General features: G+C 56.6%; 14 protein-coding genes, 1 tRNA gene and 2 pseudogenes. 9 read left to right on the top strand and 8 right to left on the bottom strand.

Translation table 11 applies throughout. The annotated features are described in order from the left end of the window. Nucleotides 1-56 precede the first annotated feature (56 nt). The 7 genes and pseudogenes from GRO01_RS00950 to GRO01_RS00920 all read right to left on the bottom strand — a co-directional run. Complete coding sequence (locus GRO01_RS00950; protein WP_062508369.1) at nt 57-1,214, bottom strand: acyl-CoA dehydrogenase family protein; 1,158 nt, start codon at nt 1,212-1,214, stop codon at nt 57-59. A 137-nt stretch (nt 1,215-1,351) separates the two neighbouring features. Then, nucleotides 1,352-3,724, bottom strand: a complete 2,373-nt coding sequence (locus GRO01_RS00945) for a TonB-dependent receptor (protein ID WP_062108791.1) — start codon at nt 3,722-3,724, stop codon at nt 1,352-1,354. Nucleotides 3,725-4,221: 497 nt separating this feature from the next. Further along, nucleotides 4,222-6,304, bottom strand: a pseudogene (locus tag GRO01_RS00940) (PQQ-dependent dehydrogenase, methanol/ethanol family). A gap of 11 nt (nt 6,305-6,315) precedes the next feature. Beyond that, a complete protein-coding gene (locus tag GRO01_RS00935; protein ID WP_062508367.1) occupies nt 6,316-7,809 on the bottom strand; it encodes an aldehyde dehydrogenase family protein in 1,494 nt (497 codons plus the stop codon). Between the two features lie 187 nt (nt 7,810-7,996). Continuing rightward, entirely contained in the window at nt 7,997-8,464 is a 468-nt protein-coding gene (locus tag GRO01_RS00930) for a MarR family winged helix-turn-helix transcriptional regulator (protein WP_062108787.1), read from the bottom strand. Nucleotides 8,465-8,513: 49 nt separating this feature from the next. Next, complete coding sequence (locus GRO01_RS00925) at nt 8,514-9,788, bottom strand: MFS transporter (protein ID WP_141306728.1); 1,275 nt, start codon at nt 9,786-9,788, stop codon at nt 8,514-8,516. A gap of 132 nt (nt 9,789-9,920) precedes the next feature. Continuing rightward, nucleotides 9,921-10,139 (bottom strand): annotated as a pseudogene (locus tag GRO01_RS00920) (transposase); the annotation flags it as partial. A 224-nt stretch (nt 10,140-10,363) separates the two neighbouring features. On the opposite strand from GRO01_RS00920, the gene GRO01_RS13260 reads away from it, so the two are divergent. Continuing rightward, nucleotides 10,364-10,437 (top strand) — tRNA-Ser (locus GRO01_RS13260). 134 nt (nt 10,438-10,571) lie between these two features. On the opposite strand, the gene GRO01_RS00915 is transcribed toward GRO01_RS13260, so the two are convergent. Beyond that, nucleotides 10,572-11,153, bottom strand: a complete 582-nt coding sequence (locus GRO01_RS00915; protein ID WP_231490169.1) for a TetR/AcrR family transcriptional regulator — start codon at nt 11,151-11,153, stop codon at nt 10,572-10,574. Nucleotides 11,154-11,308: 155 nt separating this feature from the next. Here GRO01_RS00915 and GRO01_RS13475 point away from each other — a divergent pair, with 155 nt between their 5' ends. The 8 genes from GRO01_RS13475 to GRO01_RS00875 all read left to right on the top strand — a co-directional run bounded on the left by GRO01_RS13475 (nt 11,309) and on the right by GRO01_RS00875 (nt 18,209). Next, nucleotides 11,309-12,091, top strand: a complete 783-nt coding sequence (locus GRO01_RS13475) for a xanthine dehydrogenase family protein molybdopterin-binding subunit (RefSeq protein ID WP_062508365.1) — start codon at nt 11,309-11,311, stop codon at nt 12,089-12,091. Further along, nucleotides 12,054-13,442, top strand: a complete 1,389-nt coding sequence (locus GRO01_RS00905) for a xanthine dehydrogenase family protein molybdopterin-binding subunit (RefSeq protein WP_062508363.1) — start codon at nt 12,054-12,056, stop codon at nt 13,440-13,442. Before GRO01_RS13475 ends, GRO01_RS00905 begins: the two co-directional genes overlap by 38 nt. Beyond that, entirely contained in the window at nt 13,439-14,731 is a 1,293-nt protein-coding gene (locus GRO01_RS00900) for an FAD binding domain-containing protein (protein ID WP_062508361.1), read from the top strand. The genes GRO01_RS00905 and GRO01_RS00900 overlap by 4 nt, the downstream gene beginning before the upstream one ends. Further along, a complete protein-coding gene (locus GRO01_RS00895; RefSeq protein ID WP_062508359.1) occupies nt 14,721-15,137 on the top strand; it encodes an NUDIX hydrolase in 417 nt (138 codons plus the stop codon). The genes GRO01_RS00900 and GRO01_RS00895 overlap by 11 nt, the downstream gene beginning before the upstream one ends. 19 nt (nt 15,138-15,156) lie before the next feature. Further along, a complete protein-coding gene (locus GRO01_RS00890) occupies nt 15,157-15,768 on the top strand; it encodes a DUF1349 domain-containing protein (protein WP_062508357.1) in 612 nt (203 codons plus the stop codon). Then, nucleotides 15,765-16,313 carry a sugar O-acetyltransferase gene (locus tag GRO01_RS00885; RefSeq protein ID WP_062508355.1) on the top strand — a complete coding sequence of 183 codons (549 nt, stop codon included), beginning with the start codon at nt 15,765-15,767 and terminating at the stop codon, nt 16,311-16,313. The genes GRO01_RS00890 and GRO01_RS00885 overlap by 4 nt, the downstream gene beginning before the upstream one ends. Then, nucleotides 16,310-17,152, top strand: coding sequence for a PhzF family phenazine biosynthesis protein (locus GRO01_RS00880; RefSeq protein ID WP_062508353.1), 843 nt, complete (start codon nt 16,310-16,312; stop codon nt 17,150-17,152). The genes GRO01_RS00885 and GRO01_RS00880 overlap by 4 nt, the downstream gene beginning before the upstream one ends. Before the next feature lie 166 nt (nt 17,153-17,318). Beyond that, complete coding sequence (locus GRO01_RS00875; RefSeq protein ID WP_062508351.1) at nt 17,319-18,209, top strand: LysR family transcriptional regulator; 891 nt, start codon at nt 17,319-17,321, stop codon at nt 18,207-18,209. The last annotated feature ends 120 nt before the right edge of the window (nt 18,210-18,329 follow it).

Here is an 18,329-nt window from a genome sequence, read left to right as displayed (position 1 = left end):
TTTCCCTTGTTATAGTCTGCAATGATGTTTCGCGGAAATTCAGGAACAAGCGGAATTCATGGATAACCAGGTCGGTTTCCCCGCCCCAGAATGACACGTCCCGCGGCTTCGTAATTGCCTTTCGCCATGAACGCATGCTGTGCAACGACACTGCAGTCCTGCATGCAACGTCCCAGAATATGCTCACTCTGCACAGCAGCGATGCCACCAAGCTCGAAGCACATGCGTGCGACCTGCGCGGCCACCTGGGCAGCATGCGTGGCCGCCAGACGAATACGGTTGGCAAGCGTTTCGGGTACGGTCTGTCCATCCAGAAGCAGGCCCCAGGCTTCTTCTGTTACACCGTAGAAAAAAGCCCGCGCCGCCGAGAGCAGCGCTTCAGCTTCGCCAACAACAGCCTGGACATGAGGACGATCCGCCATGGTAGGCGCACCAGTAATGGAACGGCGTCCCGCTGCCAGCGCCGTTACTTCATCCAGCGCCCGACGTGCACAGCCCAGCCCCACGACCGTTAGCACCTGTGCCGCCAGTCCCAGAGACGGATACTGATAGATCGGTTTGTCCAGCATCGGCTTGCCGCCACGAATGAACGTCCATTCCTCGGCTACCGGGACATTTTCAACGACGACATCATGACTACCCGTACCGGCAAGGCCAATTGTGTCCCAGGTTTCCTCGATCCGGACGGAAGAGGCAGGCATGACAGCGGTACGCGGCAACCCGCCACTCTCGCCAGCTACGGCAATACCAACCCCGATCAGTGACGCTCCGGGGCTGCCGCTGGCATAAGGCCAACGACCGTTGACGATGAAATCATTGCCGACGCGCTCCGCAGCCTGGGGAGGGAAAATGGCACCGGCAAAAACAACATCGGGGCCATCCGCGTAGATCTTTTCCAGCGTCGATATGGGCAATGCAGCCAGATAGGTTGCTGAAACTCCAAAACTTGCGACCCAGCCTGCAGAGGCATCGGCGTGGGCAATCGTTTCGATCAGGCTGAGAAATGCCATCGGAGAAGCCTCAAGCCCTCCGAAGCAGTGTGCCACAAGTGCACGATAAACACCCGCCTTGCGAAACCCTTCAACGATATCCTGCGGAATACGGCGGGCTTTGCGGAATTCCAGCGCACGCTCCCGGATCGTTTCCAGCAGTGGCGCGAGTGCGGGATCTTTCAGGAGTTCACCTGACTGCCCATCGGAAACATGCTTCAACATCAGATGTCCTTGTTCAGGAGCAGCTTTAGCTCCAGCGGCGATCCATGATTGTTACGCTATCGGCATTTAGTGGATTATTCCACTACTTTTTCACAAAAATTTCCGCTGGTGTCTGGAAGCAGCCCAGCGGAAAAGTGTCAGAATGCGACCCCGCCCTGAATGTACCACTGACGACCGCGGTCGAAGGATTTCTGGTAGTTTCCAAAGCTTCCGGAATAGCTGCCCCAGGCCATGAATTTCTCGTTCGAAGCGTTATCCAAGCCAACCATGGCGTTATATTTCTGGTTTGCACTAACCCAGCGCGCGCTCATGTTCACCGTTATATACTTGGGCTGTATCAGCGCGTTGTACATGATGGCATTCAGATTGGCATTGTAGCGGGACCGATAGGTGGCATCTACCCGAGGGGTAAGGCTACCATACTGACCCAGGTCGATCCTCTTCGAAACGCCAGCATTGGCCGTCCATTTCGACACAAGGACAAACATGGAGTTCAATCCAAGTCCCTGCACACTTGCGGTTAGGCTCGTGTAATGCGCATCCGTTTCCCCAACGGAACCACTTACCGTCCAACCGTCTCCGAGCGCATACTGACCTTCAAGTTCAAAACCCGAGATATGGGCTTTGCCTGCATTGGTATAGTATGGTCCGATATGCGTGGCATCAGACACCAGAAGCTGCACGTCATCATAAAAAGTGAAAAAGCCAGCGGCACTGATACGCAGACGATGGTTGAGTCCGTAAAACTTCAGCCCACCCTCGAAAGTATTGACGCTTTCCGGACGAAATGAAGGAGGAGCATTGGTAATATTCGTCAGGCGCTGCGTAAATCCGCCACCCTTGAACCCTTGTGAGAACGTTGTGTATCCCATCAGTTCCGGCGTAAACTGATAGGAAAGATTGACCATTGGCGTCCAGCGCGCATTGTTGTTGTGATAGGACTGATACGGAACAATGCGGGTTCCAACAGGCGTGGAAACGATGGGGGCACCAATAACTTTGGTAATATACTGATCAGGAGTAAAAGTTTTGTTGTCTTCCGTGTAACGCACACCTGCCGTAAATGTCAGTTTTTTGGTGATATTATAGGTTTCCTGCGCATAGGCAGCATAGTTCTTGTCCTTGAAATATCCGCCACTTTGCAGACTTTCGACATAAAACTCCGTCGGATTTACGTCCGCTCCACTTTGGGCAAAATAGTAAACACCGGCTGAATAATGAAGCCTGTTACTAAGAGCATGCCCGTTGACCTGAAATTCTTCAGAAAACTGCTTTTCGAGATAATGATCCGTAACGTAATTGATCCCGATAGGAGAAGAATCACGATCCTGGGCAAACGCACCGACTGTTTTGCGATAGGCCGTAATGGACTTCAGATCGAAATACTGGGAAAGTTCGTAATCAACAGTGCCCGAAGTCGACCAGCTTGTCAGATTCGAATAATCGGGCTGGCTACCATAGTTCGTGTTCTTGCTAAAATAGCTGGAGTTGTAACAACCTGCCCCCGGACAGTTTAGCAGTGTTCCCCCATGCATGGCGTTGTTAAGCGCTATCATGCTGCCTGTCGCATCCGGATTGACGCCCGTTGTCACATACGGGGCGCCATTGCTCCGATCGCGCGTCCAGTCACCGCGCAAAGTAACATTCAGCTTGTCGATGGGATGCCATCGCAAAGCCCCTTTATAGACCTGTGTGTCCTGGTTGCCGAGTTCGCGCTGGTTTTTCTGGTTAGGGGCATGCACGTAACCATCCTGCATGAAACTACCAGCCGAGAAATTGGCAAACAGCGTCTTGGATAAAGGCACATTGAAAAAGACACGTCCGTTAATCCGGTCAGCCGTTCCGTATTTCACGTCCGCCTTGGCAGAGAGCTGACTGTTCGGTGTCAGTGACGAAACAGAAACCGCCCCGCCAATGGTATTACGCCCGAAAAGTGTTCCCTGCGGGCCGCGGAGAACAGACACATTGGCAATATCGACCATGTTCAGTACAGCCCCGACAGGACTGCCGACATAGACGCCATCAACATACATGCCGACCCCGGGATCGACGCCGAACGAGAAATCCGTCTGTCCGATACCGCGAATGAACACAGCTGCCGCATTTGCAACACCCGAATTGGATGCCACGTTTCCAAAGGAAATATTCGGCGCCATATCCTGAATTTTTGCGAGAGACGTGATGCCGCGCTCGGTAAACTGGGTTCCCGTTACGGTCGTCATGGAAATAGGCGTGCGCTCGATCCGTTCACTCCGGCGCCGAGCCGTGACGGTAACTTCTTCAAGCCGCGTTGCGTTGACGTCCTTGCGTGCCGCCTTATGCGCAACACTCTTCTTGCCCGAAGCGCTGGAGACGGTCTTTTTGACTGCTGCAGCATCTGCCACGTTTGCATCAAGCATAAATGAGAATGCCATAGCCGAGCATCCCGAATATAGAAAAGCGGCCCGGATGGCTCTGGCGGCACAACGAACGGCCGGTCTGGACGCAGTACTCGATGTTTTCAAGCGCATAATACCTGCTCCTCCTTACTGCGTCGGGTCCGATCTGCGGACGCGAGTTTTCAAGACGATATCGAAACATCATTACGGAGGATGAATGGATCTCCAGATCGCTCTGATTCTGCGAGTTCGTTGCTTCCCCGGATTCTTTCGACAATCTCAACTTCGATATCTTGTGAAGTTTCCACTGAAATGTCCACTTGATTCGTTGCGTTTCCGGCATATTAAATTACGCGGCAGGCGCGGACATTTTTTCAATCCAACGCAAGTGTCAAACAGACTATATGTCTGCACGACCACCATCTTCGAGGTGGCCTGTCCATTGAGGACAATTTCTCATATTACCCTCAATGGACAGAATTTGTTTATCAGTTCTGAAGTAGATTTTATTCCGTATAACCAACAACTCGCCTCACCACAGAATTAGAATCACTGAATTAGGTTCCCATTCCACGAAAGTATTAATAATAAATATATGGTTGTTATTTTTTATCCGCGACCAAACCCGGTCAATGATTGCGACTTATGAGAAAATTACGGATTTCTTCTATTTCAGAGGACTTCAAGACATCAGAAAATTTTGGCATTCCGTAATTTGCCAAGGCTCCTCTCCCAACCACGGCATGGAACCCCTGCATACTTTCAAGAGCGCCGGACCACCGTAAATCAGGTAGAACACCACCTGAAACCGCATTATCGCCATGGCAGGCCATGCAGTAATTCTGATAAATTCCGTAGCCTTCCTGAGCTTTTTTTTGATCGAAAGTCTGTGCTGTTTTGACAGGGCGCTGTGACTGACGTGTCTCCGGTGGAAGGCTGTCATGTCCATTGAGGGCAAATACCAGAAGCCGGGAATGGTTGATGCTTGTATTCCTGATCCGGGCAAGCGCTCCGCCCATCAACGGAAATGCTCCGCCCCAGCCAACTTCTATCGCCACATACTGCCTTCCGCCTACGGCATAGCTCACCGGGGGCGCTACAATTCCTGTATGCGCATCAAACTGGAAAAGCGTTTTGCCCGTATTGGCATCATAAGCCTCAAAAGTGCCCGTAGAGAGGCCCTGGAAAACCAGATCTCCGCCTGTCGCCAACACACCACCATTCCAGGGCGCACTATGCTCTACCCGAAACGCCGGTTTGCCAGCGACAGGATCCCAGGCCAGAAGCCAGCCCTGAACGGTTTTGGAAACGGCCTCCAAAACTTTCGGATCAGCTGGAAGCCCCGTCATGTCGATGCCCAGATTGACGCCAATCTTATGCAGTTGCATGTGTTCATTGGCCTTGAACGGCTCTGGCAGCTGCTGAGCGGGAATATAGACGTATCCGCTCCGCGGACTATAGGCCATCGGCGCCCAGTTATGCCCCCCCCAGTGAGCCCGGAATGCCAAACCATGTCTTGCCGCTGACCGACCACATGGCGTCGGGTACAATATCCGGGCGTCCGCTCTTTGGATCAAGGCCTTTGGCCCAGTTCTGGAACGTATACGGCGTGCCAGACAGAAACTCGCCCGTGGCTGCATCCAGCATGTAGAAAAAGCCGTTCTTTGGTGCCTGCACCAGCACATGGCGCATCTTTCCCTTGACCGGCAGATCCAGGATCATCATGGGTTGAGACGCCGTAAAATCCCATTGGTCTTTTGGGGTCTCCTGGAAATGCCAGACATATTCGCCGGTTTCCGGTCGCACCGCGACAATGCTGGCCAGAAAGAGATTGTCCCCCACACCATTAGAGCGGAATTTGTAATTCCATGGGGAGCCGTTTCCGACCCCCAGATACACCAGGTCTGTAACCGGGTCGTAAACAATGGAATCCCATACGGTTCCCCCGCCACCGGAATGTATCCATCCGCCGGTCGGGCTCCATGTCGGATATGCCAGCGAAGAAAGCGCTTTGTCAGACGCTGCGTGATCGGGGGCATTTTCCGGAGCGGGAACCGTAAAGAACCGCCACTTCAGTTTCCCGGTGACTGCATCGAACCCTGAGACGAACCCCCTCGCCCCGAATTCGGATCCCCCATTGCCAATGATGACCACATTCTTCGCAATCCGCGGTGCACCATCAATAGTGTAAGAACGGATGTCCCCCAGTGTCTTGTCCTGCGGGATCGTGTTCACGCTCCAGATCAGTTGCCCGGTTCTGGCGTCCAGTGCAATCAGCCGCCCGTCAAACGTACCAACGTAAACACGGCCATTCAGATAAGCCACTCCGCGATTGACCGTATCGCAGCATCCTCTGGCCGCAATCGTTCCGGGCACCCTGGGATCATACCGCCACAGGACACGCCCCGTAGCTGCATCAAGTGCTTCGACCTTGCTCCAATTTGTCGTGGTGTACATGACACCATCAATGATCAGCGGCGTTGCCTCCTGCCCTCGCAGGCTATCGAAATCCTGATGCCATACCAGCCCGAGCTTCCCGACATTTCCCGTGTTGATCTGCTTCAGGGGGCTATATCGCTGCTCGAAAGCCGTGCGCCCATGCTGGGGCCAGTCATCGGGCGAACCCAAACTGCCCTGCGCAAGCGCCGATCCACCCGAAAGTGCAGTCGCACAGCACAGAACGAGCGCCGTCAGGGGAAAAATTCTAGCCATCCCGAGGCCTCTCAATGCTGGATACAGATGGATTTGGTTTCGGTGAATGCGTCCAGCCATGCTGTTCCAAAATCGCGCCCGATGCCGGATTGCTTGATCCCTCCAAAAGGCATGTTCGGATCAATCATGACATGGCTGTTGACCCACACCGTTCCCGCTTCCATGCGGGGTGGCAGCTTCATCGCTGCTTCCAGATTGTTCGTCCACAAACTCGCAGCCAGTCCGAAATTTGTATCATTTGCTTTTGCAAGGGCTTCTTCGGCGCTGGACACTCGTGTCAATGTCATGACAGGGCCAAATACTTCTTCCCGTGTCAGGGCCAGCGTGTCGTCGGGATTGAGAACCAGCGCAGGGCGAATATAGAACCCGTCCCCTTCCGGGACCTGCGGGCCTCTCAGCATCTCTGCCCCTGCCTCGCTGGCACGGTCCAGATAGGACTGGACTTTCTTCTGCTGCGGTCTGGACACTACGGGATTGATAAATGCCGTCGGGTCCATTCCCGGTCCGATACTCATTCCCGAAAGGGCGATCTCCAACCCGGCAGCGACCCTGTCAAACAGAGGCGCCTCCACATAAATCCGCGAGCAGGCCGCGCAGACCTGACCCTGATTGAGAAAGCCAGCCATTGTCAGACCATTCACGGTCCGCTCGATGTCAGCATCAGCCAGCACGATGGCAGGATTCTTGCCGCCCAGCTCTAGCGAAACGCGCGCCAGCCTCGAGGCGCATTGCTCTGCAATCTGCTTTCCTACAGGGGTCGAGCCCGTAAATGTCACCTTAGCAACATCCGGGTGGCTGACCAGAGCTGCACCAGCCACGGCCCCCATCCCCGTCAGAACATTGAAAACGCCGTCAGGCACGCCGGCTTCAGTGGCCAGCTGCGCAAACCACAACATGGTCAGTGGCGTGATTTCAGACGGTTTGACGACCACCGAACACCCGGCAGCCAGAGCCGGAAGAACTTTCCATACCCCGATCAGGAGCGGAAAATTCCAGGGCACGATACCCGCCACCACGCCAATCGGCTCCTTGCGCGTGTAAGCAGTATAGCGCGCACCAGGTGGCATCGCGATGGAAACATCCAGGCTCTGACCGGTGATCTTGGTTGCCAGACCTGCCACATACCGGATCCAGCTCTGCGCGCCTCCGGCTTCAAGAATCCGGGACAGCGTAATGGACTGCCCCTGTTCTAGGGTTTCAAGCTGGGCAAGAATCTCTGCATCACGCTCTACCAGATCAGCAAGACGCAGCAGGATCCGTTCACGTTCAGAAGGGCGCATATCGCGCCAGACGCCTTTGTCAAAGCTGCGCTTTGCCGAAGCAACCGCGTGCTGGACATCGTCAAATCCGGCATCCGCCACAGATGACAGGACTTTCCCTGTCGCAGGATTGAAAACGGGCAGACGCGTCTGAACGCTGGAATCGACCCATTGACCATCAAGGTAAAGGCCGTGCTTACGGTCCAGAAACATCTGAACGTCAGGAAGAACGGATGTCACGGTCATAGGAATTCTCTCGTTTTGCACGCGCTATGGCAGAAGGACCAAAGCGATACATCTCGATGCTATTCCGGAATGGTGGATAATTCCACTTATTTATCGAGTTTTTGTTTCACGTGCCTTATGCGCACGGAAACACCCCGTGACCTGGGGTTACGACCTTTTGTGCAGTGAGCAGACGTTGCGACAGATTTCAGTAGATATTGTCGTAGATCCGGCGGGTCATCGCCATGAAGGCCTGTATCTCCTCATCCGACGCGTCGCCGAAAGCACGTTCGAAAATATGCCCGGCCTTGGCACGAACCTGAGAGAGCGCAGCCCTACCCTTCTCGGTCAGGCGGACTTCCGTCACCCGACCATCCGTCTGGGAGACGCATGTCCTGACCAGATCCTCGCTTTCCATCCGATAAATCAGCTTGGTCATGGTAGACACACGGATCACCGCAAGATCCGCAATCCGACTTATGGTCGCAAACTCATATTCATGCAGAATATTTAGGACGCGCCAGCGCGGCACATCCATTCCAATCGGTTTTAGATGCGCGTCCATTCGCAAATGATAGAGTCCGACCAGACGAGACAGATGAAAAAACGGCGATGTCTCCGGAGAGAATGCAGGATCGCCGGGATGCGCCTGCCGCCAGGTCTTGCCACGTCTCAAGTCATATTCCTATCAGATCGGTCATGAATATTACGACTAGCCGATAGTTTCAGAACTGGGAAGAATGATCCTCCACAACCTCATGCATCCCACTCCGATACAGCGCCATTGCAGATCCCAGCGCAAGCAGGAAAACATACACCATGATCCCCGTAACACTGCCCGTTCTGTAATACAGCACGGTCGCCAGGAACGGAGAGATCCCTCCTGCTAGGGTGGAGCCCAGTTCATGCGCCAGCGCTACTCCCGAATACTGGCAAAATGGGGGAAAGAGGCGCTCAAGCAGTATGGGCTCCACCGCGATCATGGGGGCATGGCCCAACATCATGATTAAAACAAACCCTCCAATCACCGCGACAGGCTGTCCTGTAGACACCACCCAGAAAAATGGCACTATCAAAAGGACGAGAGCACAGATACCCGCCAGATAGACCTGTGCAGCCCCAAACCGGGTTGAAAGCCACCCGAAGAAAGGCATGGCAAGCCCATCTGCGATCAGCCCGCAGGTCATACCCGCAAGCAACAGACTATCCGGCACATGGTGCGCCCGACCGTAAACCAAACCGAACACCGATATCAGATAGATTCCGCCGTTCTCCGCCAGACGGATTCCCACTCCCCGGATCACCGTAAGCGGCTTCTGACGCAGGAACTGCATCAGGCGCGGCTGCCTGGCCTGTGGCAAAGTCTCTTTTCCTGAAAGCTCTCTCTGGGATCTTAGAAAAAGTCCCACTGCCACAAATGGAAGCGTTGCCAGGAAGCCAAATCTCCACCCCCATGAAAGGAAGACGTGTTCAGGCATATGTCGCAAACCCCACATCGTGGCCGTACCCAACACCATGCCCAAGGCCACGCCGGACTGGCTGAGTGCCAACGCGATGTTCCGCTGGTCCGGGCGACCTGGGGGGCGGGCTTGCCCGATCACTAGGGCACTTCCAGCCCACTCCCCCCCTGCCGCGATTCCCTGCACCAACCGCAACACTAGCAGAAGCAGCGGTGCCAACAGACCGATCTGTTCGTAGGTCGGCAAAGTGCCGATCAGGGCTGTAGCACCCCCGATAATGAAAAGGGTCCAGCGCAGAGAGGTTACCGATCCGTACCGGTCCCCAATAGCTCCAAAAATCATACCGCCCAAAGGGCGCACGAGAAATCCCAACGCAAATACGGCGATCGTCTCGATTTGCGTCAGAAATGGGTCATGTTGCTGACTGAAAAAGATACGCGAAAAAACCAGCGGGGTCGCTGCCGTGTAGAGCGCAAAATCATACCATTCAACAACATTGCCTATCATCGCGCTGATCGTTGCCAGTTTTACCGTACGCACCCAGATCGCCCCCATAATTCCGTTTTTATATCGGATCGATATTTATAAGAAATTTCAACTGAAATATTTTTGGAATCCTCGTTCTCTGCTATCAGGAAAAGGTCGGAAAAATCCCAATCTTAGGCTCAGGGCTCATAGCCAGAACATGACGGTTGCAGCGAGACAGATGGCCGAGAAGAAGACGGCCAGGCATCGGTTGTAGCGTGTTGCGACCCGCCGCTAGTCCTTGAGCCTTCCAAACATGATCTTGATGCAGTTGCGGCGTTTGTATTTCGGCCTGTCGTATCTGACAGGTCTCCCGCAATATTCCCGTCCTGAAATACAGGGCTTTATCCCTTTCTCTTCCAGGGCATACGTTCTGATCGGTGAGGACGTATGCTTCAACTGGGGAGCGGGATAATTTTGGATGTAATTGGAGTGGCAGGCCTCTCAGAGGGCCATCATGAACCGTGCTGAGCGCAGAGTTTGGAGGCATCAACGTCTATGAGTTGGACCAATCCTCGTTTCATCGCATGACACATGCGCGATACACGTCGACACCATAATCCACTGTCTTAATTATATTTATTTGAAAATCCCTTTGATATGAAAAGGTTTGATTCGCCCTTTCACGGCGGCAACACGGGTTCGAATCCCGTACGGGACACCACGGCTTTCAGCCAGAAATCAGAATATTTCCAAAGCGGCTAATGGTCCAACCAGACCGTCACAGCCAGAATGCATCTGCGCTCCAGACCGCCCCTGCAATGACAGACCTTGGCTGACCGTCAGATCGTGCGTCGTTCAGGAAACCTGATCCACGATTTTCTGAATCCAGATATCTGTAATGGGCGCATACGGAATAAGCATCCGGTAATAAAACGCTCCATACAGCAGATCGAGCATAAGTTCTCCCATCTGCGCAGTCACTCCAAACTGCTCCAGCGCTTCAATCCCAGCCCTCCTTCTCGGAGCAATCCATCGATCCCAGAAAGCCTGTTCCAGAACAGGACTGGATTGCGCAGCGGCCACCATATGCCGCAGGAGCTTCCGTCGCGGCTCATCCAGCGCATGGCTGAGATCTTCAAGAGCAAAAACCAGCGTTTGCCGGACATCCCGCCCGGCCCGATAGGCAATCCGCGGCGTCAGTTCTGACAGGAACGCATCCATGACGACAGCTGCGGCACTGTTCCAGCGGCGGTAAAGCGTCGTTTTGGCAACGCCCGAATGGCTTGCAATCGCCTCCATCGTCACCCGCTCCGGCCCCAGATCATAAGCGAGCTTCAAGGCTGCTGCCTGCGCAGCTTGGGTCGCTTCCTGACTGCGTTTGCGGCCACTCCCTGCCGTAGAGGCTTTCGAAACATGAATGGGCTCAGGCGTGTTCAAGAAAGATCTCCAGCGTGTATCCCCCGGAAAACTGCCACCAACTGATCTTTTTCGCAACGCTCCGTATCGTTTATTGACTACGATACGGAGCGTATCGTAACAATTACTCTATCGCCTGATGATGGTCGGAACCAGACAGACGCCGGAGCAAACCTGTGATTGGACAATCCATCCAGAAATGGGACGCCCTCGACAAAGCCAGAGGGGCTTTCCTGTATCCTTCTGATCTGCACCGCGATCACTGCGTGCATCTCAAGGTCCTGCGGGCCAACCGGGCCCATGCTCGGATCCTGTCAATCGATACGGCGGCCGCACAAAATGCCCCTGGCGTCCTGCGGGTTCTGACCCACGCCAATATTCCGGGCCTCAACAGCTTCGGCCTGATCGCAGCGGATCAACCTGTTCTCTGCCATGACCGGGTACGCTTTTCCGGTGACGCCGTGGCCCTCGTCGTGGCCGAAAGCGAGCAGGAAGCCCGGGAAGCCTGCCAGCTCATCCATGTGGACTATGAGGACCTGCCCGCCATACTGGAAGCGCGCGAGGCACTGACCCCGGACGCGCCCCGGATCGGACAGAACGGCAATCTCTGCCATCAGGTCGATCTGGGCTTCGGCAACGTGGAGGCCGCTCTGGCAGAGTCCGAGCACGTCGTGCGCCTGACTTACAGCACAGGACGGCAGGAACACGCATTTCTGGAGCCGGAAGCAGGCATCGCCTATCGCGATGAACGGCAACGGATCGCCATCATCTGCGGCGGCCAGAATCCCTTCGCGGACCAGAAGCAGATTGCCGCCATCCTCGGCGTTCCGCTGGAGCAGATCTACGTCTCCCACCCACCCATGGGGGGGCGCGTTTGGTGGCAAGGAAGACCTGAACGTTCAGGCGCATCTGGCTCTGGCGGTGCAGGCGACAGGACGGCCGGCCCGCTATGTTTATGAGCGCGAAGAAAGCATCGGCTATTCCGTCAAACGGCATCGCTTTGAGGTTGATGTCGAAGTCGGCTGCGACGCCACAGGAAAGCTGACCGGCTTCCGGGCCAGCCTTCTTGCCGATACCGGAGCCTACATGACGCTGGGACCGGCCGTCCTTGTCCTTGCTGCCGAACATGCCTCCGGCCCCTATCGTTTTCAGGCAAGCCGGATTCAGGGCCAGGTCGTCCATACCAATACCGGCAATGCCTCGGCCTTTCGCGGCTTCGGCAATCCGCAGGTTATTCTCGGCATCGAACAGGCAATGGATGCGCTGGCGGCAAAATGCGGCCTCGATCCCGTTGATTTTCGCCTGAAAAATCTTCTTTGTGGTGGGGACCGTGCCGCAGCCGGACATATCGTCCGCAATGATGTCACCCTTCCCCGTCTGATCGAGGCGGCCCGCAAGGGACCGTTGCTTTCCGCGCTGTCCGAAGAACGTCCGCCACCAGACCCGGACGGCAAGCTCCGCGCGACCGGTTTTGCATTTGTCTGGCAGGGTTTCGGGCTGGGAGCCGGCGCCGAACCCGGATCAAGCGTAACCCTGCGCCGCGACAAAAACGGACATTTCTGGCTGGACTGCTCCAGTGCCGATCTTGGCGAGGGCAATCTGTCCGCGTTCCAGCAGATCGCCGCGTCCGGGCTGGGCTGCAACCCCCATGACATCCGCCTCGATATCGGCACGACCGACAATACGAATTCCTGGTCCACGAACGCGTCCCGCTCCGTCGTCGTGACAGGCAACGCCGTGGCACAGGCCGCAAAACAGCTCGCCACGAGAATAGAAGCCGGCGAAAGCGGAGCGCTTGAAGAGAAGGCGCATTTCGCTCCTTTGTTCCCGGAAAAGCTGACGCTCGGTGCGCCTCATGTTGGCTATTCCTACGGCATACAGGCCGTTCGCATCGCACTGGATACCGCAACCGCCAATGTTACGATGGAAGAGGTCGAGACATGGCTTGATGCCGGAACGGTCATCAATCCTGATGGTGTGACCGGGCAGATCGAAGGCGGTCTGGCCCAGGGACTTGGGTTCGCCCTGAGCGAAGACCTCGTGCAACGCGAGGGGCGCGTCCTGAACAACCGCTTCTCGTCCTACATCCTTCCCACAATCCGCGATGTTCCAACGGATGTCCGCGTCCATCTGATCAATCACCCCGATGCATCCAATCCCCTAGGCGCACGCGGCATTGCGGAAGTCGGACTGACACCCGCAGCGGCGGCCATTGCCAATGCGCTGGCACGGTGCCTCGGACACCGTTTCGAACAGTTTCCAATCAAACCGGAAGCCATTCTCCCGGTCATGGAAAAGGCCCTGTCATGATCACCTTCCAGCTCAACGGCGCGCCCATCCAGATTGCCGATCAGGGCCAAACCCTTCTGCAGGTTCTCCGCGACGATCTGCATCTGAGCGGTGCCAAGCTCGGCTGCGGCGAAGGGGAATGTGGAGCCTGCACGGTTCTCGTGAATGGGCGGCCCGTCTGTTCCTGTCTTATCGCGACCGAAACGCTGGAAGGCGCAGCCGTCACCACCATCGAAGCCTTGGCGGAGACGCCTGACGGGTCGGAAATCTGTTCCGCTCTGGCACGCACCGGAGGCGTTCAGTGCGGGTTCTGCACGCCCGGGATCGTCATGGCCTGGGCCGGGCGGCATCCGGATGACACTCCGGACGATGCCCTTGAAGGGAATCTCTGCCGCTGTACGGGATATGTAAAAATCCGCTCCGCGCTGGAACAGACAGGCAGCCTTCCAACAAAGCCGCCATCCACTTTCGACAAGGCAGATCTATCCCTGAAGGACGCGCTGGCCTGTCTGGCTGAAAACCCCGACCTGATCCCGATTGCAGGCGGAACCGACCTCGTAGTGCGTGCGGGGCACAACCTACAGTCCCTGCGCCTCTTTCCGCTTGCACGACTGAATGCCCCCGAACTACATCAGGTCTTCCGGGAAGGCAACACTCTCGTCATCGGCGCCCTGATGCGCTGGCAGGATCTCCTGCATGACCCTGTCATCGCGCAGACCGTCCCGATCCTCCGGGACGTCGCCTATGGTGTTGGAAGCCCCCAGATCAGAAATGCCGCAACCATTGGCGGCAACATCGCCACCGCCTCTCCGGCCGGAGACGGTCTTCCGGCTCTGGTCGCGCTTCAGGCCCGCATCAGACTGGTCCACCGGGATGGAACCCGGGAAATGCCCATTGCAGACTTCATCACCGGCCCTGGACGCACGCAACGCAGGTCAGGAGAACTGATCACCGGCTTTGTCATCCCCGCAAAATGTCTGGGACAACCACAGACATTCTCAAAAGTCGGCCCTCGCAAGGCGCAGGCAATTTCAAAGCTTTCCCTCGCAACGGTCAAAGTGCCTGACGATCCCGCCGGGATCAGCTTCGCATTCGGAGCCGTCGGCCCCATTCCCATGACATGTCCAAAGGCGCACCATGCCCTTGCCTCAGGGATACGGGACGAAAACCATCTCAGATCCGTAGCTGAACAGGCGATGTCCGAAATTACGCCGATCGACGACATGCGTTCCACAGCGTCTTACCGCAGACGCGTCGCTGGAAACCTTCTCATACGCCATTGCCGGGAGCTCTTCGCCCATGACAGTTGACACATTGCCCCGTGCAGGTTGCGGTGCCGTCCTCCTTAAAGAAAACTGCCTGCTGCTCGTGTACCGCAAGCGCGATCCGGAACGCGACCACTGGGGCCTTCCGGGCGGAAAGGTCGAGCCGTTTGAAACCCTGCAACAGGCCGTCAGACGGGAAATTCTCGAGGAAACAGGCCTCCAGATCGAACGGGTGAGCCTGCTCTGCGTCGTGGACCAGATTGCCCCGGATCGGAATGAACACTGGATCGCGCCCGTCTACATCGCCGAAGACTTCACCGGGAACGCTTCCATCAGGGAACCTGAAGCCCTTGGGGACGTGAAATGGTTTCCACTTGAGCAGCTCCCGGACCGATTGACGCATGCAACCCAGGTCGCACTTCAGGCCCTGCAGGACCGGGATGCGTCCTGAACGATACGAAAGTTGAACCGTGACCGAAAATACCGGAAAGACCGATCTCACCAGCCTCTGGCAAAACGGGGTCTGGCTCAACAAACCCCGCCAAAGCGCCATCACGCCCGATACCCTTGAGATGACGACAGACAAGGGAACCGATTTCTGGCGCGAGACCTTCTACGGCTTCACCCGTGACAGCGGGCATTTCTATGGCCTGCCTGCACCATCCCGCTTCACCGCGCAGCTCCGTATCCGTGCCGAATATGAAAAGCTGTACGATCAGGCCGGCCTCATGATCCGCATTGACGAACAACACTGGGTCAAGGCCGGGATTGAACTCTCGGACGGGCGCGCCATGCTCAGCAGTGTCCTCACGAATGGCCGTTCAGACTGGGCGACTGCTCCGTACGAAAGCGATCCAACAGATTTCTGGATGCGCGCCACAGTCGCAGATGGCGTGCTGCGGCTTCAGGTCTCCGCTGACGGCAGGATTTGGCCCCTCGTGCGTCTGGCACCCTTCCCGAAAGCAGCGTCCTGCCTCATCGGCCCGGTGTGCTGTACCCCGGAGCGGGAGGGCCTGAAAGTCCGCTTTTCCGACTGGACGCTCACTCCACCACTCGGCAAACCGCTGCACGATCTGACATGATGTCCCCACAAACCGAAAAGCAGAAAATGCTGGCTGGCGAACTCTATGTCGCCAGCGATCCCGAATTGCAGCAGGACATGGCGCAATGTGCGGACTGGCTCGTCCGGTATAACAACCGACAGGCCTCTCTGTCCGAACGTCTGGGCGCAGCAGGCGAAAACGCCTGTATCCGGCCGCCTTTCCATTGCGATTACGGCTATAATATCTTTATGGGAGACAACGTCTTCCTGAACTTCAACTGCATCATCCTGGACGTGGTCCCGGTCAGGATCGGAAGCGGAACGCAGATCGGCCCCGGTGTTCAGATTCTGGCAGCGGATCACCCCCGAGACCCGGCATTACGCCAGAAAATGCTGGAATCCGGCCGCCCCGTGACCATCGGGGAAAATGTCTGGATCGGTGGCGGCGCCATCATCCTGCCCGGCATCACAATCGGAGATCATGCCATTATCGGCGCAGGCAGCGTCGTCACACACGACGTCGCCTCTGGCACAACCGTTGCAGGCAATCCGGCACGAATTTTGCACAGGACCCTTCCCCCATGACTGACTTCCACTTCCAGCAGATTGACGTTTTCTCCTCCGAGCCGACCAAGGGCAATCCGGTGGCCGTTGTCATCGGCGCCGATGCCCTGACCACGCAGCAGATGTCCGCTTTTGCCAACTGGACGAACCTGAGTGAAACGACCTTCCTGCTCCGCCCGACCACCCCGGAAGCAGATTACAGGGTCCGTATCTTCACGCCCCGGACCGAACTGCCCTTTGCCGGACATCCCACTCTGGGAAGCTGTCACGCCTGGCTGGCCGCAGGAGGCCAACCGCGGGGCGATACAATTATACAGGAATGCGGCGCAGGCCTTGTCCCGGTTCGCTCCTCGGACGGCCTCCTCGCTTTCGCGGCTCCCCCATTGCTGCGCTCTGGCCCGGTGGAACCGCCTCTGCTTGAGCGGATCGCCAAAGGGCTGAAAATCCCCGTCTCATCCATCCGCGCGTCCGCATGGACGGATAACGGACCGGGCTGGGTCTCCGTCATGCTTGGCTCGCGACAGGAAGTTCTGGCGCTCGAACCGGATTACGCCGCCCTGTCAGACCTCAGCCTTGGCGTCATCGGCCCATGGAACCCCGTGCTGGATGGAACACAGGCACAGTTCGAAGTACGCGCCTTTGCAATGGGCTGCGGTGTCAACGAAGATCCCGTGACCGGCAGCCTGAATGCCGGACTGGCCCAGTGGCTCATTGGCGCCGGACTTGCGCCAGAGCATTACATTGCCAGTCAGGGCACCTGCCTTAATCGCACAGGGCGCGTCCATGTCGCTTCGGAAAACGAAACCGTCTGGATTGGCGGCGCAACGACGACCCTGATCGAAGGCATGCTACGGCTATGACACGCCCTCGCCCGGACGCAGCACCGGGCAATCCGGAACGCCGATCACATCTCCTTTTGCAAAAGAAACATAAAAAGGGTTTCATTCATCCGGAAGAATGTGGCCCTTCGCCCACGCGCTTTCCGCGAACAGTTCAAAAAACCATCCTTCAGAACAGGGACCTCCCATGCGCCTGCGCCAGATCGAAGTTTTCTATGCGATCATGACGACAGGTTCGCTCCGACGGGCCGCCGAACTGCTCCACGTCTCTCAACCTGCCGCCAGCAAGGTCCTGCGCTACGCCGAACAGTCACTGGGATTTGCGCTGTTCGAACGGGCGGGAGGACGGCTCGTCCCGACCCGGGAGGCCCGCATCATGCTGCCTCACGTCAACGCCATTTTTGAAAAACTGTCCGATCTCAAGCGTCTGACCGACAATCTGCGTTACGCCCGTGACGGACATTCGATCAGTATCGGATGCGTCCCAAGTCTGGGCCTGAGTCTGGTGCCGCGCGTGGTGCAGCGTTACCGCAAGGACCATCCGGGCATGGAACTGACGATCGATGCCATGCACGGGACCGAAATCGTCTCACGCATCATGAACCATGATCTCGATCTCGGAATTGTTTTCGGGGACTATACATCTGACGGACTGACAGCCCTGCACCTTGCGGATATTCCGCTGATGCTGATCGATAGCAAAAAAGGCGAAGGCCCCGTCAGCGTCACGGATATCGACCCCGAGCGCTATATCGGCCTCAGCGAAAACGACCCCACAGCCCGCATGCTCGACATGCTGCTGGAAGAAGCCGGCATTCCCGCCAAAACGCATGTACGGGTCCGCACCCATTTCATGGCCGCCGAACTCGTGCGCCTCGGCGGAGGCTGCGCCATCGTGGATGCCGTAACCGCCCTGCACCATCCGGGCCTGTCACGTCCACGTCCCCTCTTCCCGCCGCTAAGCGTGACCTGCACCGTGCTATTTCGGGCCGATCATGCTCTCTCACATATCTCGCAGGATATTCTTGCCCTGCTGCGAAGCGAGCTGGACGTCGATCTCCTCGCCCTGAAAGAATGACAACCGTCCCTTAACCCGAGGTTAAGAGCACCCTGCATCTTAAGGCACGACAGGCGGAACGTTTCGTGCTCTGAATTACGCTTCTTTCTGCATGGCCCCCGCCTGATCCGGGGCCTGAAA

Source organism: Gluconobacter roseus NBRC 3990 (assembly GCF_006538885.1).
In the GTDB taxonomy this organism is placed as follows: Bacteria; Pseudomonadota; Alphaproteobacteria; order Acetobacterales; family Acetobacteraceae; genus Gluconobacter; species Gluconobacter roseus.
Note: the sequence above shows the minus strand (reverse complement) of the source record. Positions and strands in the feature narration are given on the sequence as shown.

Excerpts from the sequence above, each read along its gene's own strand:
- GRO01_RS00950 (WP_062508369.1), bottom strand. The coding sequence starts at position 1,214 with ATGTTGAAGCATGTTTCCGATGGGCAGTCAGGTGAACTCCTGAAAGAT.
- GRO01_RS00880 (WP_062508353.1), top strand. The coding sequence starts at position 16,310 with ATGACTGACTTCCACTTCCAGCAGATTGACGTTTTCTCCTCCGAGCCG.
- GRO01_RS00945 (WP_062108791.1), bottom strand. The coding sequence starts at position 3,724 with ATGCGCTTGAAAACATCGAGTACTGCGTCCAGACCGGCCGTTCGTTGT.
- GRO01_RS00935 (WP_062508367.1), bottom strand. The coding sequence starts at position 7,809 with ATGACCGTGACATCCGTTCTTCCTGACGTTCAGATGTTTCTGGACCGT.
- GRO01_RS00885 (WP_062508355.1), top strand. The coding sequence starts at position 15,765 with ATGATGTCCCCACAAACCGAAAAGCAGAAAATGCTGGCTGGCGAACTC.
- GRO01_RS00900 (WP_062508361.1), top strand. The coding sequence starts at position 13,439 with ATGATCACCTTCCAGCTCAACGGCGCGCCCATCCAGATTGCCGATCAG.
- GRO01_RS00875 (WP_062508351.1), top strand. The coding sequence starts at position 17,319 with ATGCGCCTGCGCCAGATCGAAGTTTTCTATGCGATCATGACGACAGGT.
- GRO01_RS00895 (WP_062508359.1), top strand. The coding sequence starts at position 14,721 with ATGACAGTTGACACATTGCCCCGTGCAGGTTGCGGTGCCGTCCTCCTT.